The organism is Symbiobacterium turbinis (assembly GCF_055383075.1).
The window spans coordinates 3248746-3274270 of the sequence record NZ_AP042433.1 but is presented as its reverse complement, the minus strand read 5'-3'; the positions used below and the strand labels follow the sequence as shown (position 1 = coordinate 3274270).

General features: G+C 66.0%; 24 protein-coding genes and 1 pseudogene. 8 read left to right on the top strand and 17 right to left on the bottom strand.

Translation table 11 applies throughout. The annotated features are described in order from the left end of the window. Positions 1-74: 74 nt before the first annotated feature. From clpX to tig, 3 genes are read right to left on the bottom strand one after another with little or no spacing between them, the layout of a single operon-like run. Positions 75-1349 (bottom strand): ATP-dependent Clp protease ATP-binding subunit ClpX, encoded by a 1275-nt coding sequence (gene clpX, locus ACZ45O_RS15790; RefSeq protein ID WP_464854292.1) that lies wholly within the window; start codon positions 1347-1349, stop codon positions 75-77. Positions 1350-1366: 17 nt separating this feature from the next. Beyond that, the gene (locus ACZ45O_RS15785) at positions 1367-1975 is read right to left on the bottom strand and encodes an ATP-dependent Clp protease proteolytic subunit (protein ID WP_464854290.1); all 609 of its coding nucleotides are present in this window, start codon (positions 1973-1975) and stop codon (positions 1367-1369) included. Positions 1976-2019: 44 nt separating this feature from the next. Then, the gene (gene tig / locus ACZ45O_RS15780; protein WP_464854289.1) at positions 2020-3309 is read right to left on the bottom strand and encodes a trigger factor; all 1290 of its coding nucleotides are present in this window, start codon (positions 3307-3309) and stop codon (positions 2020-2022) included. A gap of 353 nt (positions 3310-3662) precedes the next feature. On the opposite strand from tig, the gene ACZ45O_RS15775 reads away from it, so the two are divergent. Next, the gene (locus ACZ45O_RS15775; RefSeq protein ID WP_464854287.1) at positions 3663-4670 is read left to right on the top strand and encodes a 4Fe-4S dicluster domain-containing protein; all 1008 of its coding nucleotides are present in this window, start codon (positions 3663-3665) and stop codon (positions 4668-4670) included. 2 nt (positions 4671-4672) lie between these two features. Then, on the top strand, positions 4673-5329 hold the full coding sequence (locus ACZ45O_RS15770; protein WP_464854286.1) for a formate dehydrogenase subunit gamma: 657 nt from the start codon (positions 4673-4675) through the stop codon (positions 5327-5329). Positions 5330-5381: 52 nt separating this feature from the next. On the opposite strand, the gene ACZ45O_RS15765 is transcribed toward ACZ45O_RS15770, so the two are convergent. Further along, entirely contained in the window at positions 5382-7067 is a 1686-nt protein-coding gene (locus ACZ45O_RS15765) for an FAD-dependent oxidoreductase (protein ID WP_464854285.1), read from the bottom strand. Between the two features lie 171 nt (positions 7068-7238). On the opposite strand from ACZ45O_RS15765, the gene ACZ45O_RS15760 reads away from it, so the two are divergent. Further along, a complete protein-coding gene (locus tag ACZ45O_RS15760) occupies positions 7239-7541 on the top strand; it encodes a rhodanese-like domain-containing protein (RefSeq protein WP_464854284.1) in 303 nt (100 codons plus the stop codon). Positions 7542-7592: 51 nt separating this feature from the next. Here the strand turns inward: ACZ45O_RS15760 and ACZ45O_RS15755 are convergent, their stop codons facing one another. The 5 genes from ACZ45O_RS15755 to ACZ45O_RS15735 form a co-directional block, all read right to left on the bottom strand. Then, positions 7593-8480: a DUF7916 family protein gene (locus tag ACZ45O_RS15755; RefSeq protein WP_464854283.1), complete on the bottom strand. Its 888-nt coding sequence runs from the start codon at positions 8478-8480 to the stop codon at positions 7593-7595. Next, a complete protein-coding gene (locus tag ACZ45O_RS15750) occupies positions 8467-8949 on the bottom strand; it encodes a PTS sugar transporter subunit IIA (protein ID WP_464854282.1) in 483 nt (160 codons plus the stop codon). The genes ACZ45O_RS15755 and ACZ45O_RS15750 overlap by 14 nt, the downstream gene beginning before the upstream one ends. Beyond that, on the bottom strand, positions 8950-9189 hold the full coding sequence (locus tag ACZ45O_RS15745) for a glucose PTS transporter subunit EIIB (protein ID WP_464854281.1): 240 nt from the start codon (positions 9187-9189) through the stop codon (positions 8950-8952). It abuts the gene before it with no gap. A gap of 43 nt (positions 9190-9232) precedes the next feature. Then, positions 9233-10357: a PTS transporter subunit EIIC gene (locus ACZ45O_RS15740; protein WP_464854280.1), complete on the bottom strand. Its 1125-nt coding sequence runs from the start codon at positions 10355-10357 to the stop codon at positions 9233-9235. A 200-nt stretch (positions 10358-10557) separates the two neighbouring features. Beyond that, entirely contained in the window at positions 10558-11409 is an 852-nt protein-coding gene (locus ACZ45O_RS15735; protein WP_464854279.1) for a BglG family transcription antiterminator, read from the bottom strand. Positions 11410-11690: 281 nt separating this feature from the next. On the opposite strand from ACZ45O_RS15735, the gene hydF reads away from it, so the two are divergent. From hydF to ACZ45O_RS15720, 3 genes are read left to right on the top strand one after another with little or no spacing between them, the layout of a single operon-like run. Next, complete coding sequence (gene hydF, locus ACZ45O_RS15730) at positions 11691-12932, top strand: [FeFe] hydrogenase H-cluster maturation GTPase HydF (protein ID WP_464854278.1); 1242 nt, start codon at positions 11691-11693, stop codon at positions 12930-12932. After that, positions 12929-13981, top strand: coding sequence for a [FeFe] hydrogenase H-cluster radical SAM maturase HydE (gene hydE, locus ACZ45O_RS15725; protein WP_464854277.1), 1053 nt, complete (start codon positions 12929-12931; stop codon positions 13979-13981). Before hydF ends, hydE begins: the two co-directional genes overlap by 4 nt. A gap of 15 nt (positions 13982-13996) precedes the next feature. Further along, positions 13997-14374, top strand: coding sequence for a hypothetical protein (locus ACZ45O_RS15720; RefSeq protein ID WP_464854276.1), 378 nt, complete (start codon positions 13997-13999; stop codon positions 14372-14374). An 81-nt stretch (positions 14375-14455) separates the two neighbouring features. Here ACZ45O_RS15720 and istB read toward each other — a convergent pair whose 3' ends face one another. Next, positions 14456-15229: an IS21-like element helper ATPase IstB gene (istB, locus tag ACZ45O_RS15715; protein ID WP_011196820.1), complete on the bottom strand. Its 774-nt coding sequence runs from the start codon at positions 15227-15229 to the stop codon at positions 14456-14458. Then, the gene (istA, locus tag ACZ45O_RS15710; RefSeq protein WP_464857611.1) at positions 15226-16719 is read right to left on the bottom strand and encodes an IS21 family transposase; all 1494 of its coding nucleotides are present in this window, start codon (positions 16717-16719) and stop codon (positions 15226-15228) included. The genes istB and istA overlap by 4 nt, the downstream gene beginning before the upstream one ends. 129 nt (positions 16720-16848) lie before the next feature. Here istA and hydG point away from each other — a divergent pair. Further along, positions 16849-17940 (top strand): annotated as a pseudogene (hydG, locus tag ACZ45O_RS15705) ([FeFe] hydrogenase H-cluster radical SAM maturase HydG); the annotation flags it as partial. A 100-nt stretch (positions 17941-18040) separates the two neighbouring features. On the opposite strand, the gene ACZ45O_RS15700 reads toward hydG, so the two are convergent. Next, positions 18041-19291: a nickel pincer cofactor-dependent isomerase, group 22 gene (locus tag ACZ45O_RS15700; protein WP_464854275.1), complete on the bottom strand. Its 1251-nt coding sequence runs from the start codon at positions 19289-19291 to the stop codon at positions 18041-18043. Beyond that, on the bottom strand, positions 19288-19527 hold the full coding sequence (locus ACZ45O_RS15695; RefSeq protein ID WP_464854274.1) for a hypothetical protein: 240 nt from the start codon (positions 19525-19527) through the stop codon (positions 19288-19290). The genes ACZ45O_RS15700 and ACZ45O_RS15695 overlap by 4 nt, the downstream gene beginning before the upstream one ends. A gap of 633 nt (positions 19528-20160) precedes the next feature. Between ACZ45O_RS15695 and ACZ45O_RS15690 the strand changes: the two genes are divergently transcribed. Next, entirely contained in the window at positions 20161-20643 is a 483-nt protein-coding gene (locus ACZ45O_RS15690; protein WP_464854273.1) for an oxamate carbamoyltransferase subunit AllH family protein, read from the top strand. Positions 20644-20668: 25 nt separating this feature from the next. Here the strand turns inward: ACZ45O_RS15690 and ACZ45O_RS15685 are convergent, their stop codons facing one another. The 4 genes from ACZ45O_RS15685 to atzD form a co-directional block, all read right to left on the bottom strand. Then, positions 20669-22333, bottom strand: coding sequence for a PucR family transcriptional regulator (locus tag ACZ45O_RS15685; RefSeq protein ID WP_464857808.1), 1665 nt, complete (start codon positions 22331-22333; stop codon positions 20669-20671). 17 nt (positions 22334-22350) lie between these two features. After that, complete coding sequence (locus ACZ45O_RS15680) at positions 22351-23295, bottom strand: carbamate kinase (RefSeq protein WP_464854272.1); 945 nt, start codon at positions 23293-23295, stop codon at positions 22351-22353. A 115-nt stretch (positions 23296-23410) separates the two neighbouring features. Next, on the bottom strand, positions 23411-24352 hold the full coding sequence (gene arcC, locus ACZ45O_RS15675; protein ID WP_464854271.1) for a carbamate kinase: 942 nt from the start codon (positions 24350-24352) through the stop codon (positions 23411-23413). Between the two features lie 38 nt (positions 24353-24390). Beyond that, positions 24391-25506 carry a cyanuric acid amidohydrolase gene (atzD, locus tag ACZ45O_RS15670; RefSeq protein WP_464854269.1) on the bottom strand — a complete coding sequence of 372 codons (1116 nt, stop codon included), beginning with the start codon at positions 25504-25506 and terminating at the stop codon, positions 24391-24393. Positions 25507-25525: the final 19 nt, after the last annotated feature.

Genomic DNA, 25525 nt, shown 5'->3' with positions numbered 1-25525 from the left:
GCTGGATGAACGTTCCGCACATGAAAAGAGCCCCAGTGGTCATTTCAACCACTGGGGCTCGCAGCTGCCTGAAATCAGGCCGACTCCTCCTTCTTGGCGCGCCGGCTCTTGGCATCGCCCACCGGCACCAGAATCGGCTCTTCCTTCTTCAGCACGACGTCCTTGGTGATGATGCACTTCGCGACGTCCGTGCGGGAGGGCGCCTCGTACATGACATCGGTCATGATGTCCTCGATGATCGAGCGCAGGCCCCGGGCACCCGTGTTGCGGCGCATGGCCTCGTGGGCGATGGCCCGGACCGCCTCCTCCTCAAACTCCAGCTCGATGTTGTCCATCTGAAGGAGCTTCTGGTACTGCTTCACCAGGGCGTTCTTCGGCTCCTTCAGGATGCGCACCAGCGCGTTCTCATCCAGAGCGTCCAGTGTGACGATGATCGGCAGGCGGCCGACGAACTCCGGAATGAGCCCGAACTTCAGCAGGTCTTCAGGCAGAATCTGCCGCAGCAGCTCGCCGACGTTCTGCTCCTGCTTCGACCGGATGTCCGCGCCGAAGCCCATGCCGCGCCGACCGACCCGGTTGGCGATGATCTTGTCGATGCCGTCGAAGGCGCCGCCGCAGATGAACAGGATGTTGGTGGTGTTGATCTGGATGAACTCCTGGTGCGGGTGCTTGCGCCCGCCCTGCGGCGGCACGGAGGCGACGGTGCCCTCCAGGATCTTGAGCAGGGCCTGCTGCACGCCCTCGCCCGAAACATCGCGGGTGATGGACGGGTTTTCGGACTTGCGGGCGATCTTGTCGACCTCGTCGATATAGACGATGCCCCGCTCGGCCTTCTCGATGTCGTAATCGGCGGCCTGAATGAGCTTCAGCAGGATGTTCTCGACATCCTCGCCGACGTAACCCGCCTCGGTCAGCGACGTCGCGTCCGCAATGGCGAAGGGAACGTTCAGGATCTTGGCCAGGGTCTGCGCCAGCAGGGTCTTGCCCGAACCCGTGGGCCCCAGCATCACGATGTTGGACTTCTGGAGCTCAACATCGTCCACCTTGTTGCCCAGGTTGATGCGCTTGTAGTGGTTGTACACCGCCACGGCCAGGGTGCGCTTGGCGCGCTCCTGCCCGATCACGTACTGGTCGAGAATGGCCTTGATCTCAGCCGGCTTCGGTACGGTTCGCAGGTCGATGTCGACCTCTTCGCTGAGCTCCTCCTCGATGATCTCGTTGCAGAGCTCAATGCACTCATCGCAGATATAGACGCCGGGCCCAGCGACAAGCCGCTTCACCTGGTCCTGGTACTTGCCGCAGAACGAGCACTTGAGCTGGCCCTTGTCCTCACCCGTGAATTTGAACATTCCCCCACCCCTTTTCCTTAGCGTGCGGAGCGGCTCGCTTTCTCCCTGGGGTGCAGCACCTCATCGACCAGGCCGTACTCCACAGCCTCCTGCGCCGACATCCAGCGGTCGCGCTCGGTGTCCGCCAGAATGCGCTCCACCGGCTGGCCGCTGTGCTTGGCGAGGATTTCAGCCATGAGCTGCTTGGTCTTGACAGCCTCCCGCGCGGTAATCTCAATGTCGGTGACCTGACCGCCCACCCCGCTCAGGTGGGGCTGGTGAATCATCACCCGGGCGTTGGGCAGCGCGTAGCGCTTGCCGGTTCCGGCCGCCAGGAGCAGGGCGCCCATGGAGGCGGCCATTCCCACAACAGTGGTATTCACCGGCGGCCGGATGTGCTGCATCGCGTCGTAAATGCCCAGACCGGCGCTGACCGAGCCGCCCGGCGAATTGATGTAAAGGTTGATCGGCTTGTCGGGATCATCGCTCTCGAGGAAGAGGAGTTGGGCGATGACGACGTTCGCCACCTGATCATCAACAGGCGTGCCCAGGAACACGATGCGGTCCTTCAACAGGCGGCTGTAAATGTCGTAGGAGCGCTCGCCGCGGTTCGTCTGCTCGATGACGTACGGAATCAGGTAGCTCATAGTCTGACCTCCTCCACCCGATACTTATACCGCAACTGGCCGATTCAGGCAGCGGAGTTAATCTCAACCAGGTGTTCGACCGTCTTCTGCTTCAGGAGGTCGCTGCGGAGCCGGGCCCGGTAGACCGCGCTCTGCCGGAGCTGCTTGATGTAGGACTGCTGGTTCGGGTACAGGGCCAGGAGCCGGTCAAACTCCGCCTCCAGCTCGGCGTCGGTCACGGTCAGACCCACCTGCTTCGCAACCGCGGACAGCACCAGGTCCACCTTCACCGACTTCGTCGCCTGGGGCCCAAACTCGTTGTGAAGGTCCTCATGGGTCTTGCCCGTAATCTGGTGCCACAGTTCCAGGGTAATCCCCTGGTGGGCCAGCTGGTGCTCGAAATCGTGGATCATGTCGTGAACCTTGTCGTGCACCAGCACCTCGGGCACCTCGACGGATGCCTCGTCGGCCACGGCCTCGATGATCTTGTTGCGGAACTCCTGCTCCGCCTTCTCCGCGGCGGCCTCACTGAGACGATTCTTGATGTCGGCCCGAAGTTCCTCCACGGTCTTGAAGGGGCTCACCTGCTGGGCGAACTCGTCGTTCAGCTCGGGCAGCTCCTTCTTCTTCACCTCGTGCACCGTCACCTTGAACACGGCCGGCTTGCCCGCCAGGTGCTCGGCGTGGTACTCCTCAGGGAACGTGACATTGACGTCGCGGGTCTCGCCGGCCTTCGCGCCGACCAGCCCCTCCTCGAAACCGGGGATGAAGCTGCCCGAACCGATCTCGAGGGTGTAGCCCTCGCCCTTGCCGCCCTCGAAGGGCTCGCCGTCGATGAAGCCCTCAAAGTCGATGACGGCGAAGCTGCCCTCGGCCACCTCGCCCGACTCGTCGGTGACCAGGGTGGCCAGCCGCTCCCGCAGGGCGTTCAGCTGCTCCTCGACTTCCTCGTCGGTGACCTCGGGCACTTCCTTCTCGATGCCGAAGCCCGACAGCCGGCCCAGGGTCACCTCAGGGGTCACCTGAACCTTGCCCTTGAAGATGAAGGGCTGGCCTTCCTCAGCCTGCACCACTTCGATCTCCGGCTGGGCGATCGGCTCGATCTGCCCCTGCTCCAGCGCCTCGCTGTACGCGCGGGGAAGAAGCTGATCCACGGCTTCCTGGACAAGCGCCTCCTTGCCGTAGACGCGTTCAAAGATGGCCCGCGGCGCCTTCCCCCGGCGGAAGCCCGGAATGGTCACCTGCCGGTTCATCTTCCTGAACGCGGCCTCGACCGACTTGGAGAATTCAGAGGCCTCCACCTCTACTTCAAACTGCATCCAGTTTTTTTCTAACTTGTCCCAGGTCGCCTTCATCTGGTTTCCCCCTCAATTATTCAGTATATGGCCACCACATGCTGGCCATATACGCTACATTCAGCCAGATCTTGTGGCTGCAACTCAGGTATTATACCATGCTGCAGCCGCGCAGACAACGAAGGTCTCGCGTGTCTATAAGACGTCTCGCGCATGCGGCGAGGTTCGGAGCTGCCTCGCGTTTGGACCTTGCCTCTCCCGATCTGGATACGTCAGCCGAGCACCCAAATAGTCCCTTCGTGCCAAATCCGCACACTTTCGTCTAAGGTGCCTTGCGGGCCCGGGCTGGCCGCTGTAAACTGTCGGTGTATACCCCTACGGGTACAGGTATTGCTGGATGAGGAGGGTCTCAGATGGCAGCATTATCACGGCGCAGCTTCCTCAGGCGCTCCGTGGCAGCCGGCGCGGTGGGGGCCGGCATCCTCTACGGCCTGACCGGCCGCGCGGAGGCGGCAGGGTCGGGTACGGTCCCGATGGGATCGGTCATCGACCTCACGCGCTGCGACGGCTGCAAGGGGGAAGCGGTGCCGGCCTGCGTGGCTGCGTGCCGGACCAAGAACGCCGACCGGTTCCCGGAACCCGTACAGCCCATCCTGGACTACTGGCCCCAGAAGAAGCACGAGGACTGGTCGCAGCAGCGCGACGTGATCACCCGGCTCACCCCCTACAACTGGACCTACGTGGAGACGGTGACCGTGGAGGTGGACGGCGTAGCGCAGGAGGTATCGGTGCCGCGGCGGTGCATGCACTGCGAGAACCCGACCTGCATGAGCCTCTGCCCGTTCTCCGCCATCGAGCAGCATGCCAGCGGCATGGTGGAGATCCACCAGTCGGCCTGCATGGGCGGCGCCAAGTGCCGCGACGTGTGCCCCTGGGGCATTCCCCAGCGGCAGGCCGGGGTGGGCCCCTACCTCGACATCGCCCCGCAATACCTGGGCGGCGGCGCCATGTTCAAGTGCGACGGCTGCGTGGACCTGTTGGAGGCCGGCGAGACGCCGGCGTGCGCAGCGGCCTGCCCGCGTGGGGCCATCACGTTCGGGCCCCGGGAGGAGATGCGGGCCCTGGCCCGCCGCAGGGCCGAGGAGATCGGCGGCTACATCTACGGGGAGACCGAAAACGGCGGTACCTCTACCTTCTATGTGTCCAAGATTCCGTTCGAGCTGATCGACGCAGCGATTCGCAAGCGCAAGGCGGAGGAAAGCGACACCAGGCCCGGCCGTCCGGGCATGCCGGTGGGCGTGGGCAACATGCTGGACACTCCGACCGGCCTCGCGCTCTCCATGCTCATCGCCCCCGTGGCCGGCGTGGCGGCCGCGGTGGCCGGGGCGGCCCGTGTGATGAAGAAGGGGGATGACGCGTGAGAATGGCAAGGCGACCTCAGGTGCGCCGGCACACCCTGTCCGACCGTGTGGTCCACTGGGGCGTGGCGCTCTCCATCTTCCTGCTGCTCTTCAGCGGCTTCGGCCAGATGCCCATGTACAAGCGCTACAAGGTGGCGGACCTTCCGGGCCTGGCGTGGTCGGCGGACTACGGCGCTACCCTGCTCCTGCACTACATCGGCGCAGCCGTCCTCATCGGCGTGGCGGCCTACCACGTGCTGTTCAACCTGCGCACGCGGCGGCTGGGCCTCCTGCCCCGCCGGGGCGACCTGAAGGAGTCGGTCCAGATCATCGCCGCGATGCTCACCGGCAAGCCAGAGCCCCCCTCTGGCAAGTTCCTGGCCGAACAGCGGCTCGCCTACGCCTACATGGCTGCAACGGTGCTGCTGCTCATCCTGACCGGCCTGGTGAAGGTCATCAAGAACCTGCCGGGCGTCTCGCTGCCGTACGCGGTCCTCAAATGGAACACCGCCCTGCACAACATCGGCACGGGGCTCATCATCCTCGGGATCGTGGCTCACCTGGCCGCCTTCCTGCTCCGCCCCAACCGGCCGCTGGTCAAATCGATCTTCACCGGCACGGTCGACGCCGAGTACGCCCGGAAGCGGCACCCGCTCTGGAACCCGCCGCCGGCCGAGTGAGCAAATTGAATCGGCCCCCCGCCCGGGGGGCCGGTTTCCTTATGTGAGCGTCCTAGCCCTGCAGCAGCCGCTGCATCCGCACCGCCTCCGCGGCCGGGAACAGGGCGTATCCGCCCGTGAGGCTGGACACGGTGAAGCCCCGCTGCATGAGCACCCGGGCGGCCACGTAGGCAGTTGCACCCGTGCGGTCGTAGACCACCGTCTCGCGCGCCGGGTCGAGCTCGCCGATGCGGCTGCGCAGCTCGTCCACCGGGATGTTCACGGCGCCGGGCACCGCGCCCATCTCAAACTCGTAGGAGTTGCGCACGTCGACCACCTGCAGGTCCTCGCCGGCCTCCAGCCGCTCCAGCAGCCGCTCCGGCGTGATGACACGCAGGGCGCCCCGCCGGATGTTCTGCGCCACCATGCCGGCCACGATGGCCGGGTCCTTGGCGGAGCCGAAGGGCGGCGCGTACGCCAGGTCCAGGCTCGCCAGCTGGTCCACGGTCATCCCGCCCAGGATGGCTGTCGCATACACATCCGTCCGCTTGTCGACGCCGCTCGCGCCGATCACCTGGGCCCCGAGCAGCCGGCCGGTGCCCTCCTCAATGACCAGCTTGCTCATCAGCTCCTGCATGCCGGGGTAGTAGTCGGCGTGATCGCCGGAGACCGTGTAGCTGGTGTAGACCTGAAACCCCTCCCGCCGGGCCGCCTTCTCGGAAAGGCCCGTGCAGGCGGCCACCACGCTGCCCACCCGCACGATAGCCGTGCCGATCGCCCCGGGGAAGGTGAGCGAGTCGCCCGCGGCGTTGGCGCCGGCCACCCGCCCCTGCTTGTTGGCCGGGCCGGCCAGCGGGATCAGGGCAGGCCGCCCGGTCACCAGGTGGATCGTCTCCACGGCGTCGCCGGCCGCGTAGATGTCGGGATCGCTGGTCTGCATCCGCTCGTTGACCTGGATGCCCCCGGTGGGCCCGATGGCCAGGCCGGCCTCCTTCGCCAGCCGGGTATCCGGCCGGACGCCCAGCCCCAAAATGAAGAGATCGCCCTCGACCTCGCGGCCGCTCTCCAGCCGGACCGCCGTCGCGCGGTCGCTGCCGGCGAAGGCCGCGATGCCGTCGCCCGTGATGACCTCCACGCCCATCTGCTCCAGGTTCAGCTGCACGAAGGCCGCCATCTCCGGATCCAGCGGCGGCAGCACCTGGTCCGCCTTCTCCACCAGCGTCACGGAGAGCCCCAGGCCCACCAGGTTCTCCACCATCTCCAGACCGATGAAGCCCGCACCCACCACCACGGCCCGGGTCGGGTTCTCCTGCTCCACCAGCTGCCGGATGGCAACGGCGTCCGGAACCGTGCGCACCATGAAGATGTTGGGCAGATCGATGCCCGGCAGCGGCGGCCGGATGGGAACCGAGCCCGGCGCCAGGATCAGGGCGGTGTAGCTCTCGGAGAACTTCTCGCCGGTCTCCAGGTTTCGCACGGTCACGCGCTGTGCGGCACGGTCGATGCCGATGACCTCGTGGTTCACCCGCACCTCCACGTTGAAGCGGGCCTTGAAGCTCTCCGGGGTCTGAAGCAGCAGGGCCGAGCGGTCGCCGATCTCCCGGCCCACGTAGTAGGGCAGCCCGCAGTTGGCAAACGAGATGTAGGGACCCTTCTCAAACAGGATGATCTCGGCGTGCTCATCGGTGCGCCGGGCCCGGGCCGCAGCCGTTGCCCCGCCGGCCACCCCGCCGACGATCACGATCTTGCGCTGGGACATCATTTTCTCCTCCCTGATTGCATGCACTCACGCCTATCATATACTATACCCCCCAGGGTATTGCAACCCCTTGCTTTACCGGTACTGGTAGGGGTATTATGGCCTTGTTGAGGTTTTGCAAAGCGAGATCACACGAAAGGGCGATGGTTCGTGTTTGGTTTTGGACTGCGCATGGAATCCATCAGCACGGCTGAGCTGCAGGCGCGCCTGGAAAGGGGCGAGAAGCCGAAGATCATCGACGTGCGTGAACCCTGGGAGTACAACGAGGGGCACGTTCCAGGGGCGCTCCTGAAGCCCCTCGGCCAGATTCGCACCTGGGCGCGGGAGCTGGACAAGAACGAGGAGATCCTGCTGATCTGCCGGACGGCCAGCCGCTCCGCCGTGGCTTACCAGTTCCTGAAGCGGCTCGGGTTCACCAATGTGAAGAACGTGTCGGGCGGCATGGTGACCTGGCGCGGCAAAGTGGCCCGGTAATCGAGTAGGAGGGGGCGGCCTGATGCCGCCCCCCTTCGTCTGCCGGCGCCGCTACCGCCTCGCGGAGAACGCCATGCGCCGGTAGGTGTGCCTTCTGCCCTTCACGGCCAGGCAGTAGGCCAGGATGTTCTCGGGCACCGAGACGCCGAAGTAGCCGGCGTCGCCCAGGTGGTGCAGGTCGACCCCCGCCATCTTGGCGTTCAGGGCCAACTGCCGGATGGTGCCCTCGTCCGCTCCCTCCTGGGAGGTGCCGATCGCCGACATCGCCAGGGCGCCCTTGCGCTGGGCCGCCTGCACGCAGGCGCGCACCTCGCCCACGGTGCTGCCAGGCACCGTGCCCGGCGCGGGCACCAGCAGCACGTCGGCGCCGGCGTCCACGAACGCCTCGGCCTCCTCGGGGGTGATGAGTCCCCCGCCGGCGGAGAGGCCGGCGCCGGCGGCGTGCATGCGGCCCGCGATCACCGCGGCCCGGTCGCCCACGGCCTCCTTGATGCGCCGGAGACTCTCCAGGATGCCCGCGTTGGTCACCATGGTGCGGGGATTCCCCGTCAGGCAGATGAAGTCGGCGCCCTGCTCCACCGCACGGAGGGCGTTTTCCGGGGTGGCCCTGCGGCCGGGCGGGACCAGGTCGCTGGGCTCCAGGTTCACCCCGACCGGCCGGCCGACCAGCGTCTTCAGGTCCCGGCAGGTCTGTCCCCTGCCCGGCTCTCCGGGCAGTCCGAGGATCGTCGGGTCTTCGCAGTCGTAGCAGTTGAGCAGCAGGATGTCCGCGCCGAAGGCAGCCGCGAGCTCCGCGTTGCTGACGCCGTCCACCAGCGGCGGGGCCACGACCACCGTCTCGGCCACCACCAGGCGGCCTTCAGAGAGCCTGATGCCCTCCAGCAGCGCGTCGCGCGTGAGTTGCGTGAGCGCCGAGGGCGGCAGATCAAGGAGTCGCATCGCCTTTCCTCCTTTCCCGGAGCCGGCAGACGGCGTCCCGGCCGGCCACGACGGGTCCGTCCGCCACCACCTCGACCTGGCGGTCCGCGCCGGCGTTCAGCACCACCAGGGGGCTCACCGGCGAGCGGGCCTCCGCCCGCAGGGCCTCCAGGTCCAGGCGGATCAGCGGCTGGCCCGCCTCCACCCGGTCGCCCAGCCCGACCAGGGGGCGGAAGACGCCCCTGGCCCGGCTGCTGTCGACGCCGAGATGAAGCAGGATCTCGGCGCCCGAGTCCGTCCTCAGGGCCACCGCGTGGCCTGTGGGAAACAGGGCAGCCACCTCGCCGGCGACCGGGGCAACGGCCACGTCGCCGCTGGGATCGATGGCCAGGCCGTCGCCCAGCAGCCGGCCGGAGAACACCGGGTCGGGAACGTCATCCAGCGGCACGGCGCGGCCGGTGATCGGGGCCAGGAGGGTGACCGCGGGCATCTAGATCATGTCCTTCATGATCTGTTCGATGCGCTCGGCGGAGGTGCCCAGCACCACCTGCACCACCTGGCCGACCTTCATGACGCCCACGGCCCCCAGCGACTTCAGCCGCTTGTCATCCACAGCGCCGGGGTTGTCGACCACCAGCCTGAGCCGGGTGATGCACGACTCGAGCTCCATGATGTTCTCCTTGCCGCCCAGGGCGGCCAGGATCTCCTGCGCCTTGGTCCTGTCGTCCATCACGATCACTCCTTCGTTTTCTATCCATACATCAGACGCCTGGTCAGACGCTCGGTGCGCCGCTGTCGTCCACCTCCCGGCCGGGCGTCGGGATGTTGAACTGCACGATGGCCCACCGGAAGATCACGTAGTAGAGCACCCCGAAGACCAGGCCGATGGGGATCAGCATCCAGGCGTTGTCCGAGGCGATGCCGTAGTTCAGGACATAGTCGATCAGGCCCGCGGAGAAGGTGAACCCGTGGTGGATGTCCAGCAGCTGCGCGACCGCCATGGAGATCCCGGCCAGCACAGCGTGGATGACGTAGAGCAGCGGCGCCACGAACATAAAGGAGAACTCGATCGGCTCCGTGATGCCGGTCAGGAACGAGGTGAAGGCCGCCGAGAGCATGATGCCGCCCACCCGCTTGCGGTTCTCCGGCCGCGCGGCGTGGGTCATGGCGAGGGCTGCGCCGATGAGGCCGAACATCATGATCGGGAACCAGCCGGCCATGAAGAAGCCCGCGCTCGGGTCGCCGGCGAAGAACCGGTTCAGGTCGCCGGTGGCGATGGTGCCGTCGGCCTTCGGAAACTCGCCGAAGACGAACCAGACCAGGCTGTTGATGACATGGTGCAGCCCCAGCGGGATCAGGAGCCGGTTCAGCAGGCCGAATACCCCGACGCCGAGGGCCCCCGCCGCCACCAGCCACTCGCCGACGAGCCCGATTCCGTGCTGGATGGGCGGCCAGATGAAACCGAAGACGAGGCCGAGCAGGGTGGAGACGCCGGCGGTGATGATGGGCACGAAGCGCCGGCCGCCGAAGAAGCCCAGGTAGTCCGGCAGCTTGGTGTCCTTGAAGCGCACGTACATGTTGGCGGCCAGAATGCCGCCGATGATGCCGGCCAGGACGCCCATGTTGATCTCGTCATTGATGGTCACGGCGACCTTGGTGATGACGAAGTAGGAGACCACGCCGGAGAGTCCGGCCACGCCGGAGTCCTTGGCCAGGCTGACCGCGAGGCCCACCGCGAAGAGCAGGGGCAGGTTGCTGAAGATGGCGTCGCCTGCCTGCGCCATCCACGGCCAGTCGAGCACGTCGGGCTGACCGAGCCGCAGGAGCAGACCGGCCGCGGGGAGGACCGCCACGGGCATCATGAGACCCTTACCAACCTTCTGCAGCTGAGCAAGCATCCTCCAGACCTCCTTCTCACAGCATGTTGTTGTAAGCCAGGACCGGGAGCTGCAGTCACCTGTCGCCTTTCCCCCCTTCCCCCGTTTCCCGGGCGAAACAGAAAGCCAGCCAGAGCGCCCCACCACCCGCGCAGGTGCCGGGACTCCTCTGGCTGGCTCATGCCCGTTTACGGTCAACGGTAACACGCCAGCTCCGCGAGTCACTGAGTCAGGTTTTTCAAGCGAAGGAGATGCAGGGCCAGGTACCCCACCTCGTCGTCGCTCACCGGGCGGCCCAGCCGCTGGGCCATGTAGTCGCCCAGCCGGCGGGCCCGGGCGAACGCTTCGGGGTACTCGCTGCGAATGCGGTCCAGAACCGGGTTCGTTTCACCCTTTCCCGAGACGATCAGTTCGATCGCCAGCCTGAGATGGAGCAGGACGCGCGCCAGGCGCGGATCGTTCTCGGACCAGGAGATGCCCGCCTCCTCGGCCAGAAATGCGGCCGACTCACGGATCAGGGCCTGGTGGCGCGCCACGGCCTTGGGCGACTCCCTGCGCCGCGCCCCGAGAAGGTGCAGCGCCAGAATTCCCTGCTCCTCCTCCGGCAGCGTCACGCCAAGCCGGGCCGCGATCATCCGGACCGCCTGACCGGCCAACTCGTACTCCTCGGGGTAGAGCAGCTGAATCTGGGCCAGGAACGGGTTGGGGATCGGCATCCCCTGCCGGACCCGGTCCACCGTCGCCGCCAGGTGTTCCGCCAGCGTGAGGTGGGCCTCCTCCCCCAGGGGGCCGAACCGACCGGCGGCCAGGTGGAGAATCTCCTCGGCCACGCCGATCACGCTGCCCGAAATGGTCTCCGTCAGGCGCAGGAACCGCTTGCGGTTCCGGCTCTCATCCAGCCGGAAGACCTTCTCGATGCGCGAATCGTCGGGGCTGACAGGGCCCGAGACCTGGAACCCCAGCCCCCGCCCCACCACCACGACCTCCTGGCCGGACGCCAGGTCGTACGCGAGCAGGACGTTGTTGTTCAGGGCCTTCAGGGGTTGCAAGCGGCAGTCCCGGTTTGTCTCCATGTGACATGGTATTCCCCTCGGTTTGCAAAATTCCTGCTAGGGCGGCTGTCTGAGTATATAAACGTTACGCCACACGAATTCACGCGCCTCCCACGCGCCTCCTTTGGAAGTCGGATGCGCTGCGGGCACCGCCCTCGGGGGATCACCCTAGATACCCCTCCGCCTTCGGTTCAGCTCACCTGCTCCGGAAGGGCCCGTTTTCGGCAAACCCGCGGAGCGGCTGCGCCGGACCCATTACAAACGGATTACAATGACCTTGGCATGTGAAAGGGTGAACAAATATGACGGCACAGCGTACCCCCTCGAGCCAACGCCTGCATATCGCCTTCTTCGGCCGGCGCAACGCCGGCAAGTCGAGCCTGATCAACGCCCTGAGCCAGCAGGCGGTCTCGCTCGTCTCCCCGGTGGCCGGCACGACCACCGACCCGGTGCGGCGCCCCATGGAGCTGCACCCGCTGGGGCCTGTGGTCCTCATCGACACGGCCGGCATCGACGACGAAGGGGAGCTCGGCCGGCTCCGGGCGGCGCGCAGCCTTCAGATCCTGGACGAGACCGACCTCGCCGTTCTGGCCGTCCCCGCCGGGGAGGAGCCGGGCGAGGCCGACGCGCGGCTGGTGGAGGAGCTGAAGCGGCGCGGCACGCCCGCCGTCGGCGCGGTGACCATGGCGGACCGGGATCCTGCAGGCGCCGTGGCCCAGGCCGAGCGCCTGGCCGAACGCTTCGGCTTCCCGTTCTGGGCGTGCAGCAGCGTGGGCCCGCCGGGCGTGGCGGCGCTCCGGCAGCGCATCATCGCGGCCGCTCCCGTCGATCCGTCGGAAGTGCCGCTGCTCGCGGACCTGATTGCGCCCGGCGACCTGGTCGTCCTCGTGGTGCACCTCGACGCGGGCGCACCCAAAGGGCGGCTCATCCTGCCGCAGGTTCAGGCGATCAGGGAAGCGCTGGATGCCGGGGCCGTCGCCGCCACCGTGCGGGAACCGGATCTGGCCGGCGCGCTCCGCGCCCTGGGGCGCCGCCCCGCCCTCGTGGTCACGGACAGCCAGGTCTTCGGACCGGTGAGCAAGGTCGTGCCGCCCGAGATCCCCCTCACCTCGTTCTCGATCCTCATGGCGCGGCACAAGGGCGACCTCGCCGAGCTCGTGAGGGGGGCCAGGGCAATCGACAAACTTCGCCTCGGAGACCGGGTGCTCATCGCCGAGACCTGCACCCACCACCAGCAGAAGGACGACATCGGCACCGTCAAGATTCCGCGCTGGCTGCAGGAGCGGGTGGGCGGCAAGCTCCAGTTCGAGTGGGCGCACGGCCGGGAGATGCCCGCGGACCTGGAAGCGTACAGGCTCATCGTCCACTGCGGCGGCTGCATGGCCAACCGGAGGCTGATGCTGAGCAGGATCCGCCGGGCGCAGGCCGCCGGTGTGCCCATCGTCAACTACGGCGTCTGCATCGCGCATCTGCACGGGATCCTGCCCCGTGCCCTGACGCCGTTCCCGGAGCTGGGCGAGTTGTTGGGAGGGAGCGCAGGATGATCCGGAAGGATGTGTCAGCGCTGATCCAGCGCGCCGAAGCCGGGGCGGATCTGGCCCGCGAGGAGCTCGCCTGCCTGCTCAGCCTGGAGGGCGAGGAGCAGAAGGCCCTGTTCGCCTCGGCTGACCGGGTGCGGGCGCGCACGGTGGGCGACGGGGTCCACCTGCGCGGCCTCATCGAGTTCTCCAACATCTGCCGGATGGACTGCTGCTACTGCGGGATCCGCCGCTCCAACCGGCGGGTGCGAAGGTACCGCATGACCCCGGGGGAGATCGTGGAGGCGGCGCAGAGCGCCAGCCGGCTGGGCTACGGCAGCGTAGTGCTCCAGTCTGGCGAGGGCGACGCCCTGAACCCCGAGGAGTTGGCCGGGGTGGTGCGAGAGATCAAGGCCACCACCCCGCTGGCCGTCACGCTGAGCGTGGGCGAGCGCACCCGGGAGGAGTACGCGCTGTGGCGGGAGGCCGGCGCCGACCGCTTCCTGCTCCGGCACGAGACCGCCGATCCTGACCTCTTCGCCCGGCTGCGGCCCGGCCGCCGCCTGGAGCAGCGGCTGCAGTGCCTGCAGTGGCTGCGGGAGCTGGGCTACCAGGTGGGCAGCGGCTTCATGGTCGGACTGCCCGGCCAGACCGCCCTGACCCTCGCCGACGACATCTTGCTCCTGAAGAGGCTGAACGTGGAGATGGCCGGCATCGGGCCGTTCATCCCGGCCCCCGACACGCCCCTCGCGGATGCCCCGGCCGGCACCGCCCAGCAGACGCTGAACGCGGTCGCCTGCGTCCGGCTCGTCATCCCCGACGCGCACGTGCCGGCCACCACCGCGCTGGGCTCAATCCACCCCCGTGGGAGACAGCTCGCCCTGGCTTGCGGGGCAAACGTGATCATGCCCAACGTCACCCCCGGAAGGTACCGGGAGCACTACCAGCTCTACCCCAACAAGATCTGCCTGCGGGAGGAGCCCGAACACTGCGCTCCCTGCGTCACCGCCCTTGTTCTGGGCGAAGGTCGGTTTGTGGCCACCGGGCCGGGGCACTCCCCCCGGTGGACCGCCTGAAAGGAGGCATCTGCCATGCCGATTGCCGCTGAAAAGGCGACTTTTATTGACGACGCGGTGCTGGACCGCCTGCTGGGCTCCGCCTCCGCCCCCACCGCCGCCCGCCTCGGGCAGATCCTGGACAAGGCGGCCCTTGCCAGGGGGCTGGACCTGGAGGAGGTCGCAGACCTCCTGATGGTGGAACATCCGGACCACCTGCAGGCGATCTACCGCACCGCCTACGAGATCAAGCAGAAGATCTACGGCAACCGCATCGTGCTGTTCGCTCCCCTCTACGTCAGCAACCTGTGCGTCAACAACTGCCGCTACTGCGGCTTCCGCGTCTCCAACGAGAAGGAGGTGCGCCTGTGTTTGATCAAGAGATTGGGAGCCACTTTGATCATCCAAAAGTGAGCCACCTGACAGCCCTACAGGGCTGTTTTTGCTTCCATTGCGGTTTCCAGTTGGCGGGTTGCCAGTTTATACCTGCGGGGCTTACGGTGTTTCCGGGTGGTGCTTCAAAGCTTCCTGCCGTCGAAGGGTCTCACGGAACCGGTACGACTCCCCATTCATCTCGATGATGTGGGCCTTGTGAGTCACACGGTCTGCCAACGCTGCTGTCATCTTCTGGTCCCCGAACACCTGCGGCCATTCCGAGAATTCCAGGTTCGTCGTGATGATCAGGCTGCCCCGCTCGTACCGTGCGGCGACAAAGTGGAAGAGCAGTTCACTGGCCGGGCGGCTGAGGGACACATAGCCAAGCTCGTCCAGCACGACGAGGTCGAACCGTAGCCACTGCTTTTCGAGGCGGCTGAGGCGGTGCTCGTTCTGCGCCTCCTGCAGTTCGGCAACGAACTGGCCCACGCGCCAGAAGCGAACCCGGTAGCCCTGCCGGCACGCTGCGATGCCGAGTGCTGTAGCTAGGTGAGTCTTACCTGTCCCGCTGTTTCCAACAAGGAGGATGTTTTCCCGATCCCGGATGTACTCACTCTTGCTCAGCGCCAGGATCTTGGCCTTGTTCACGGACGGCATGACCGTGAAGTCGAAGGACTCCAGTGTTTTGGGAACAGGGAAGCCGGCAGCCTTGAGACGGCGCTGGAGTTGGTTGTCTTCCCGATGGATCACCTCCTGTTCCATGAGCGCTTGTAGGTACTCCTCAAATGTCTTGTTGTGCTCTGCTGCATCCCGCGCCAGCTCCTTGTACAGCCGCCGGACTGTGGGGAGTTTCAGGCGCTTCAGGTAGTAGTCCAGCAGGAGTTCCTGGCTCAATGCACCACACCCCCTTTCAGGAGCCGGTTGTACTCGGCCAGTGAGGGTTGCTGGACCCGAATGCCGGCCAGTTCCCCGGCGGTGGAGGTCGATGCCTCGGCTCCAAGATCCGGCTGAACAGCAAGGAGTTGCTTGACAGCCGTGTAGCAAGCCGTTCGCTGGGCCAGGGCCAGCTCCAGAGCGGTACTTACCTCTGAAACCGAATAGGCGCGGTGCAGCATGAGGATCTCGATGAACTCCCGGTCACTGCGGCCCTGCGCCTGCATCTCGGCCCGGAACTGGTGGTAAACGGGCGGAAGCTGCGCCATCCGGTAGGGCTTCGCCTGCTCCAGCGCCCCTGGCTTTACGTGAAGGAGTTCCAGGTAGTGGTCCAGAGCGAGGATCTCCCGGTTGCGCTCGTAGCAACGGAGATGACTGGCAATCTTCTCCTGCCCGGCGTAAATGTCGATCCGGTCCCAGTAGGCCCGCACTTGCAGTGGCCGGTTCGCATACTGAACCGGTACGGAGTAGCGGCAGGTCTCGAACGTCACGCAGGACACCTTGTTGCTGGAAACCAGCGCCACCTTGCAGCAATCGAATGGCCGGGCAGGGAGAGGGCGCAGGTACTTCTTCTCCTCCTCCCAGCGCTCCAGGATGGACTGCGTCGAGCCCTGGGGGATACGCCTGGCATACTCCAGGCACCGCTGCCACAGAATGGCGTTGAGTTCGTCCCAGGTTCTGGCTTCCCGGTGTGGCCCGACGATGTAACGCTGGGCGAGACCGACCAGATTCTCTACCGAGCCTTTCTCGTTACCGGAAGCCGGGTTGCAGAAGTTGCTGTCGATGAGGTAGTGGGTGCGGAAGCTCAGGAAGGCATCCTGCTCTTCCCGGTTGCGGCCTTCCAGGATTCGTTTCACCGCCTGCTTCAGGTTGTCCAGGGTCATACGGCGGGGAACTCCGCTCAAGCGCTCCAGCGCCCGCCGGAGGCCGTCGAACATGGCTTCCTGCCGCTGAGTCGGATACGCAATCACAACCGGCATGCCGCTCCAACGTAAGCGGACACACAGGATCTGGACTGTGACTTCTGCACCGTCGAGGACCACTACCGCCTCACCCCAATCCACCTCGATGCTCTCACCGGGGTCGTGGGCGAGGGGGATGAAGGCCGGCTGCACTCGCTTCAGCTTCCGGATCTTGGCGATGTAACGCCGGACGGTAGGTTCGCTGCCCTGGTAGCCCAGGGCAACCAGGTCCTCGTAGATAGTCCTTCCGGTCCACCGTTGTTTACGGGGCAAAATCTCGTCTTCCGCGAGTCGCCGCTCGATCTCTGCCTGAAACTCCGGGGTCAGCACCACGGGCTGAGCCGGTTTCTGCCGCTGGTATCGCGGGATTTCAGTCAGCTGTGCGTACTTGGCGACTGTTTTCCGAGAGATTCCGAGCGCCTTCGCCACCTGTCGCTGCGATTTCCCTTCCACATGAAGGAGCCATCTGATACGCTCAACATGAGCCATCTCGATCTTCAATCCTTTCACCCCTGCAAACTGGAAATGCGGTACATCCCAGTTTACAGGTTTGGAAGATTGAGGTGGCTCACTTTTACGTGATCAAATGGCCCCCAAATGGCTCCCTTTTAGGTTATCAAACACATGCGCCGCCGGCTCACCCAGGAAGAGGTCGCGGAAGAGGTGCGGGCCCTGATCCGCATGGGCCACAAGCGGGTGCTGCTTGAGGCCGGCGAGGATCCCCGGAACTGCGACATCGACTACATCGTCGACTGCATCAACACGATCTACAGCGTCCGGGAAGGCAACGGCAACATTCGGCGGGTCAACGTCAACATCGCCGCCACCACGACCGAGGAGTACCGCAGGCTGAAGGCGGCCCAGATCGGCACCTACCAGCTGTTCCAGGAGACCTACCACCGGCCCACCTATGCCGAGATGCACCCCAGGGGCCCGAAGCACAACTACGACTGGCACACCACCGCCCACGACCGGGCGATGGAGGCCGGCATCGACGACGTCGGCGTGGGCGTGCTCTTCGGCCTGTACGACTACAGGTACGAGGTCCTGGCCTTGCTGCTGCACGTGCGCCACCTGGAGGAGCGGTTCGGCGTGGGGCCGCACACCATCTCGGTGCCCCGGCTCCAGCCGGCGCCGGGGGTAAGCCTCGAAACCTTCCCCCACCTGGTGTCCGACGACCAATTCGTGAAGCTGGTGGCCATCCTCCGGCTGGCCGTGCCCTACACCGGCATGATCATCTCCACCCGGGAGACGCCCGAGATGCGGGCTGAGGTGCTACGGGTGGGCGTGTCACAGATGAGCGCCGGCTCCAGCGTCGGCATCGGCGGCTACAGCCAGATGACCCAGGAGGAGCGGGAGGCCACCGCCCAGTTCGGCCAGGGCGACCACCGCACCCCGGATGAGGTCATCCGTTGGCTCTGCCGGGAAGGCTACCTGCCCAGCTACTGCACGGCCTGCTACCGCCAGGGGCGGACCGGCGACCGGTTCATGGCCCTCGCCAAGACCGGGCAGATTCAGAACCTCTGCCAGCCCAACGCCCTGCTCACCTTCCAGGAGTACCTGGAGGACTACGCCGCGGAGGAGACCCGCGCGATCGGCCGGCGCACCGAGGCGGCCAACCTGGCGGAAATCCCCAGCGAGCAGGTGCGCGCCGAGACCGAGCGGCGGCTGGCGCGCATCAAGGCCGGCGAGCGGGACCTTTATTTCTAGCCCGACTTCTGGCTCTGCGGCCCGGCCGCACGGTCCGGGCATCACTGAGAAGGAGACGAAGACCACCGCCTGCGTTGCGGTGGTCTCTCTTCTCGCTTGTCTACAGCAGGTTACCTTCCGCGTCGAACGCCGGGGGCTGCGCCGGCCCGGTGGCCTCCACGTGGGGCAGGCCCCGGATCTCCTCCCAGACGGCGGGCGAGACCCGGATGCGCTCCAGCATGAGGGTGTTGCGGATGCGGATGGCCCGCACCCGATCGGGCGCCGGGCTGCCCAGCGTCTGCAGGGCGGTGAGGATGACGTCCCGGTCCGTCTCCAGCACGATGGGCATGCGGGCCCGCTGCACGAACGTCGCCGTGAGCGTGTTCAGGTAGGTGGCCTGGAAGTCGATCTTCTCCCGGAAGCGCCGGGTGATGAAGTCGGCCAGCCCCATCCCGTTGGCGTTGCCGTGGGAGCCCTCCGACAGGTCGAGCACGGCGATGCGCTGGATGGCGGGCTCGCCGTCGGGCACCCCGAAGATGCCGACGCGGCCGATGACGTTGGTGTCCATCCCCGTGCCGGAGATGTCCTTGCCCATCTCCTCCACGATGAGCAGGTCCAGCTCCTCCACCGGCAGCCGGGGAAGGAGCGCCTTCGAGCGGATGAGCAGCTCCTTTTCCCGCTCGATCATCTCGTCCGGCTCCACCGGCACCAGCGCGGCGGTCTCCTCCCGGCCGTTCTCCAGGACGGCCACCCCGCCCAGGACCGGCATGCGCTCCAGGATCACCCGGCCGATCTCCTCCAGGGCCTGCGAGAGCCGCCCTGGGCCGAGGCTGTGGAACTGGGCGGCGCCGGCCGGATTGCCGAGGCCCACCACCATCATCTTCACCAGGCCGCTCTCCAGGGGGCCGTGAAACGACGTGTGCGCCTTGATGCGGTTGATGACCAGCACGCCGTCGCACCGCGCGGCAAAGGCATTGAAGTAGACCGTCAGCCCGCTGGCGGTGCTGCCGAGTGCGACGACCTCGGCCCCGCCGACCACCTCGCACTCCACCGCCCCGGGGGTGATGCCGAGGCTGGCGAGCACCTCCAGCTGCCCCTCGGGGGTTCCGCCGCCGTGGCTGCCCATCGCCGCCACCATGACCGGCGTGGCCCCGAGCTCCTTCAGATACCGGGCGGCCGTGCGCAGGATCAGGGGGATGTTGGCGATGCCGCGGCTGCCGGCGGTGATGGCCACCCGTATGCCCGGGCGGACCTTCTCCTTCAGGCGGAGCCGCTCCAGCGCCGACCGCATGGCGGCCTCCACGTCGGCGACCTTCTCAGCCGGGAAACGCTGGATCACCGGGATCATCAGCGGCAGGCGCGGGGCGCTCACTCACCCATCTCCCCCTCCGGCTCATCCTTCCACAGGTCATCTTCCTCCGGCGGTTCGTCCGCCTCCGGCAGATCGATCTGCTCCACCGTCGCCTTCATGTCGCAGCGCGGATCTGCGCGCGCCAGCCCCTGCCGGGCGCGGTCCATCGCCTCTTTCGGGGTTGCGCCGAGCCACGCCGTGGAGCAGTCCGTTGTCCACTGCGCACGCCGGCGCCAGGGGTCGGTCCGGCGCTTCAATATCGGCCACCCCCGTTCATCGTCTCGCAATTCCGCGATCATCGCCCAGATCACCTCCCGCACCGACCCAGGGGATTGCACCTGTCCCGGGCGTTGTCTCCGGAACCGAGGTCGCCCGAGGTCGGAGCTTGCTTCTGTGGGCACCGAAAGGTACCATGACCTCGGGCATTCCGTTGGCCCGACAGGGAGATGTGGCCGTTGCTTGTCATTCCTTCCGATTTCGTCGCACGCTTGCTCCCGCGCCTGGAGGGGCGGGTACTGCCGGTACACAGTACGTTCGAACGCAGTCTCAACTTATCGGTCGGCCCGACCGTCTTGCTGACTGTTACGAGCCCATCCCTGGGCAGAAGCCCATTCGGACTGGTAGCTGAGACTGAGCTTGGCGCCATCCTTCCGGCCATCCGTCGTGCGGGGCGAGTCACCTACCGGACCGGGACCTGGCAGGTAGACGAGAACCCCGTGCTCACCCTGAGCCCTCGGCCGCCCTATCCCACCGGACTCACCGCGCACACTCCGGTTCCCGGGGTCAGCGCCGCAGCCTTTCACCTGCTGCTGCTCTCCCTGGCTGAACCGGAACAGGGCGGTCTGGCTGAGGTGCTTCCACACTGGCCCTGCGGTCAGCCCCTGTCACAGATGGCAGTCCCACCACCGGCAAACCTGTCGCCCGGGGTTGCCCGGGCCTGGGAGCCGATGATGGTGTTTGACCACGCCCACACACCAGATCTGGTGGAGGCCGCACCCCGGCTGCTCGGGCTGGGCCTGGGCCTTACCCCCTCGGGGGACGATTTCCTGCTGGGCTTCGTCGCAGGCCGGCTCGCGCAGGGTCGGCGGGATGAGGTGCGCGCCCTGGGGCGCGCCCTCTCGCACAGGGTATTCGACGCGACCTCGCTCGTTTCAGCCTCCTACCTGCGTCATGCGTTCCGGGGGCGTTTCGGGTCTCAGCTGCGCCGCCTGATCGCCGTGCTCCACAGCCGGTCAGCCGACCCCCAGGAACTGCGTACGGCAGTCCTCGGGGCCATCCAGGTCGGCAGCACCTCTGGGTGGGATACCCTGGTCGGCCTGCTCACGGCCCTGTACCGTTTCCAGCACGAACAGGACCCGGTTCTGCCCCGCTAGGGGCGGAACCGGGTCCCCGTATTTCTCAGCCAAGGCTGCCCGCCTTTCGCGCCTTGAGCACCCTGAGGCCCTTCAGCGCGACGTCGACAGCCGCGAGCATGCTCCAGGAGTCCACCTTGATTCCCTGAATCTCCTCAATGCGCCGGATGCGGTAGCGCAGCGTGTTGTAGTGCACCGACAACAACTCAGAAGCGCGGTTCAGGTTCCCGTCAGCAGCGATGACGGCCCTAAGGGTGCTGAGCAGGTCTGTACCGTGCTGTGCGTCGTACTCCATGAGCGCACCGATGTGCTCCTGGCAATATCGCTCCAGCTCGTCCAAGTCGGAGATCCGGAAGATGATGCGGAAGCTGCCGAGGTCATCAAAATGCGTCACCGATTGCTTCTCCGTCAACTGCATGCCGATGGCGAGGGCCTCCCGCGCCTGGCGATAAGCAGTGCTCAAATGCAGCACGTCCTCGTGGAGCCGGGAGATGCCAACGTGCACTGCGAAACACTGGGCCTCACTGGCGTGCTTCATTTCCTCCAGGACCCGGTGAGCCACGTGCAGGGCCTCTTCTTTGGCCCGTGCTGCGTCATGCCGGCGTGGAACCATGAGCAGAACGGAGGTGTTGCCCAGATGGCTGAGAAGATGGGTAGAGTGCGACTCCTCCAGGGCATAGTACATGGCGCGCTCAATCCGCTTCTGACAGCGGCGCCGCACGTCCAGTGAGATCTCATGGCCGTCCAGGCTGCCGAGGTGGAAGAGACACAGCACCCGGGGCCGCGTGAGATCCCAGCCATAGACACTCGCCCGGGCGAACGCCTCTTCGCGGGAGGCCACCCGGCCCGACAGCAAGTCCCGCAAGAACTCGTTGTAGAAGCGACGCTCGGTCTCTCTTACGGCCTCCTGCTTCTGCAGCTCGAGGGCCGTCACGAGCGCACCCTGCTCCACGCAGAGACGATCCCATTCCTTCAGCTCTCCGTCCCGTTCCCAGACGCAGATGTATCCGGTCACCTCCGCACCCACACGCACCGGGTAGATGAACACACTGGAGAGTTGTGACTCGCTGAGAATCGACCTGCGAATGGGCTCACCTCCGGCAGGGTACAGCCCTTCTGTCTGGAGTTTCCGGATGAAGGCGGTAAAATCGTCCTCTCCGCCTGCTGCCCCCGCACCATCAGCCAGAATGTGAAACTGGTCATCGGTGATCAGGGCCGGCAGGTTCAAGAGCGCGGTAAGCGTGCGGGCGACAGCCTCCAGACCCTCCCCGCGCAGGACCAGGTCGATTAACTTGCGGTGGATCTCTTCACTGCGGCGGAGCAACGCCGTCTGATGATGAACGATCTCAGTGAGGATCGCGTTGAGCAGACTGCTGAACGGAGTCTCATTGGGAACCAGGATGAGTGGAAAGCCCAGTTCATCGGCCTGCCGGATCAGCTCCTGCGGCACCTCATCCATGAAACGGGGCTTGAGAATAAGCCCGGCCAGCTTCCGCTCTGCCAGCCTGGGGAGGAGTTCCCGCATCGCCGTCGGGTCCTGTTGAATGGGATACATCGTCGTCAGGAGAAGCTGGGCTGGCTCAACGAACCGCCAGATGTCCGGGGTCTCCATGACATTGACAGATTGGATTGCCCGGTCAAGGCCGCTCCGGCCGCCCACGACCCGACTGTCGGCCAGGGCCGGAAGTTCAAGGGCCTTGCGAACGGTAATTCCCAGCGCGACTCACCTCACAATGGCACGACCCACGTGCCCGCATGGCCGGCCAACAGCCGGGGGACGTCACTCAGGGAGCCGATCACCGCCCGGCGGTTGGGTTGGCCGTGGCTTACAAAACGCACAGCCGACTCCACCTTTGGACCCATGCTTTCCGGACCGAAATGCCCTTCCTGCTGATAATGCCTGAGCTCAGGAGCCGTCACCCGATCCAGCCACCGCTGCTGTGGCTTCCCGAAGTCCAGCGCCACCCCCTGAACGTCAGTCAGGTGCAACAGAAGATCGGCATCGATCTGATGGGCAAGTTGCTGAGCCGCCAGATCCTTCTCGATTACCGCATCAATTCCCTTGTAGGTGCCGGCTACCTCCATCAACGGCACTCCGCCGCCCCCGGCTGCGATGACTACCGCACCGCCCTCCAGAAGCCGCTCAATGGCTGCGCCCTCCAGGATCTTCTTGGGATCAGGCGATGGTACCAACCTGCGCCAGCCCCGGTTGCCGACCTTCTTCAGATGGAAACGGTGTTCTCGCATCAGGCGCCGGGCCCGCTGCTCAGCGTAATAGGGGCCAATGGCCTTGGTGGGCGCCGTAAGCGCTGGGTCATCCTGGGAGACAATCGTATGCGTCACCAGTGTCACCACCGGGCGGTCAATCTGAACCGCCCGGAGCGCGTTGGTGAGTGAAAGCTGCAACATCGTTCCCAGCTGTCCCTGGGTTTGAGCGACACAATTGTGAAGTGGCATGGCTGGCACGACGGCCGCCGCTTCCTCGTTCTGAATGAGTGACGCGCCTACCTGAGGGCCATTGCCATGGACGACGACAACCTGGTGTCCCTGCATCACCAGATAGGCGATGCCCCGGCTCCTGAGCTCAATATCATTGACTTGTTCTTCAAAGGTGGCCGTATGTCCGGCTTCAAGAATTAAGTTTCCGCCCAGCGCCACAACTATCCGTTTCATCCTACTCTCTCCTAGTCCGGCTTTATGGTGGATGACGGAGCACCACCACGGTGCTCCGTCCATGCATCATGACGTCCCTCACCTGCGCGCTGCGCCGCCGTCAACGTGCACGCACTTACGGCAGGATGCGGGTGCCGGCCTGTCCGGCCACGGCACGGGCAGCCTCGCTCAGAGAGGTGATCACGGCCGACCGGCCGGTCTGCCGGACGAAGGTCAGCGAAGCATCGACCTTCGGCCCCATGCTCCCATCCGCGAAGTGCTGCTGCCGTACGTAAGCCTCGAGTTGGTCGACTGTGATCTCCCCGATACTCCGCTCTTCCGGCGTCCCGTAGAAGAGTTTGACGTTGGGCACATCGGTCAGAATCAGCAGAAGGTCCGCGTTCACAGCAAGCGCAAGCACGGCTGCGGAACGGTCCTTGTCAACCACAGCCTCGACCCCGGTCAGCCTGCCGGCATCCCCGCAGCACACGGGGATGCCGCCCCCGCCGGCGGCGACGACAATTGCACCCGCCGCCAGCAGGTTCCCGATAACCGGCGTCTCCACCACCCGCTGAGGCTGAGGCGACGGCACGACACGGCGCCAGCCCCGGCCGCTGTCAGGCTTCATCACATACCCCCGGCCTGCCTCCAGTTCCCTGGCCTGCTCCGCGGAGACGAATGGGCCGACGGGCTTGGTCGGACGGGCAAAGGCCTGGTCAGCAGCATTCACTTCCACCTGCGTCACGACGCTGACTACGGGGCGGTCGATGCCCCGCGCCCGCAGCTCGTTGGTCAGACTTTGCTGCAGCATGTAGCCGATCATCCCCTGGGTCATGGCCCCCAGAACGTCCAGCGGCATGGGGGCGACCAAGTCGGTCACGGCTTCGTTCTGCAGCAGCAGGTTCCCCACCTGAGGCCCGTTGCCGTGCGTCAGTACCAGCTCATATCCTCGTTCCACCAAAGCGGCCAGCTGCGCCGCCGTAAGGTCGATGTTCTGTCGCTGCTCTTCGTAATGGCCGCGCTGACCGGGCTGCAGGATGGCATTTCCGCCCAGCGCGACCACAATGCGCTCAGGCACTCAGGTTTCCCCTCCTCCAGTTCGCCGCGAGAGAACCCCTAGTCCGCCCGGGCGATCACCGCAACAGGGCCGCCACCATCGGGTCCCTGGTGCTCTGCCCCTCCCGAGACGTAGACCATGGGGTCGCCGGTGACCGCGGCGATCACTGCGTTCACCACCGCCCGCGCCGAACGCGTGTGGTTGATGTCAGAGTCGTCCAGCATCGTGTTCCGCCGGCCACGCACCTGGCCGGTGGACGGGGCCTCGGCCTTGGCCAGCACATTGACGATCCTATCCAGTTCCCCCTCGCCGGGCAGCACATCGAACCGAAGGCCCGCAGCCTTCATCGCCCGCAGGACGGCCTGCATGTCGATGGGATCCCGCATCACATCGTGGCCGATGACCAGGTCACTGGCAGCCTCGCTGGAGTTGCCCATGACGATGATCTCGCACTTCTGCAGCTCCACCCCGGCCGAAGTGGAAGCGACGGTCGAATAGAGGCTCCAGTCGCTGCAGATCTTCTCATCGGAGACCGCGGACTCGGGAATCTCACCCAGTGCCACTGCGACGCCCAGAGCCGAGGCGCCCCGGCTGTAACCCATCGACTTGTAGGTGTCGTTTACCGCAACCGTCTCACCGCGCCGGAGGGCATCCTCGATGCGGTCCGCGGTCAGCAGGGGGCACTTGATCTGCACGAAGTGAACGTCCGCGGGGTCGGAAATACCGGCCTCAGCCATGGCTTCCCGCACGGCCCGGGCGACCTCACGAACCTGCGCCATGCGGCCCAGCTCCTCGGGCTTGAAGTCACGGGTGAAGGCGATTCCAGCGGCCAGCCGCTTCTCCCCGGCGGGAATGCTGCCGCGGTCGGCCACCTGCTTGCGCACAAACACGTTCATGTGCGGGGTCATGACCCCTTCGGTCCCGCCGGACATGACCAGGGCGACCCGGTTGGCCACCTCGTCACGGCTGATGCCCAGCCGCTCGCTCAGCAGCACCTTGACCGCCAGGGTGGTGAAGCCCCGGGTGAAGTCGTTGACGCACCCGTTGCCCTCGTTTTTGCAGAGGACGGCGATGATGTCCCGCGCGTCGATCGTGCCGTTATCCAGCAGCGCCTCCAGGGCGGACAGATCGTCAGGGGAACCCATGGGAAGGCGATATACCTCGACCTTATGCATCTACACTACCTCCCATACA